Here is a 277-nt window from a genome sequence, read left to right on the forward strand (position 1 = left end):
CTGTCTGCTGTATCCCGAAGGGCCGCGGGGCGTGCTGCGCCTGCACATGGCGCGGGCCAATCCGCAGTGGCGGGAGCTGGCCGACGGCGCCGAGTGCCTGGTGGTGTTCCACGGCGCCCAGGCCTATGTCACGCCGTCCTGGTACGCCACCAAGGCCGAGACCCACAAGGTGGTGCCGACCTGGAACTTCGTGGCCGTGCACGTGTGGGGCACGCCGCGGATCCATGACGATCCGGCCTGGGTGCGCGCGCAGATCGGCGCCTTGACCGACGCGCAG

1 protein-coding gene is annotated in these 277 nt (G+C 71.1%); it reads left to right on the plus strand.

Annotated features, from left to right (window positions below):
* Positions 1-277 (plus strand): FMN-binding negative transcriptional regulator (locus tag SB751_RS29990; protein WP_410749020.1); only part of this gene is annotated, 277 nt, incomplete at both ends.

The sequence above is a fragment of the Cupriavidus sp. SIMBA_020 genome (assembly GCF_046535395.1).
Lineage (GTDB): Bacteria > Pseudomonadota > Gammaproteobacteria > Burkholderiales > Burkholderiaceae > Cupriavidus > Cupriavidus campinensis.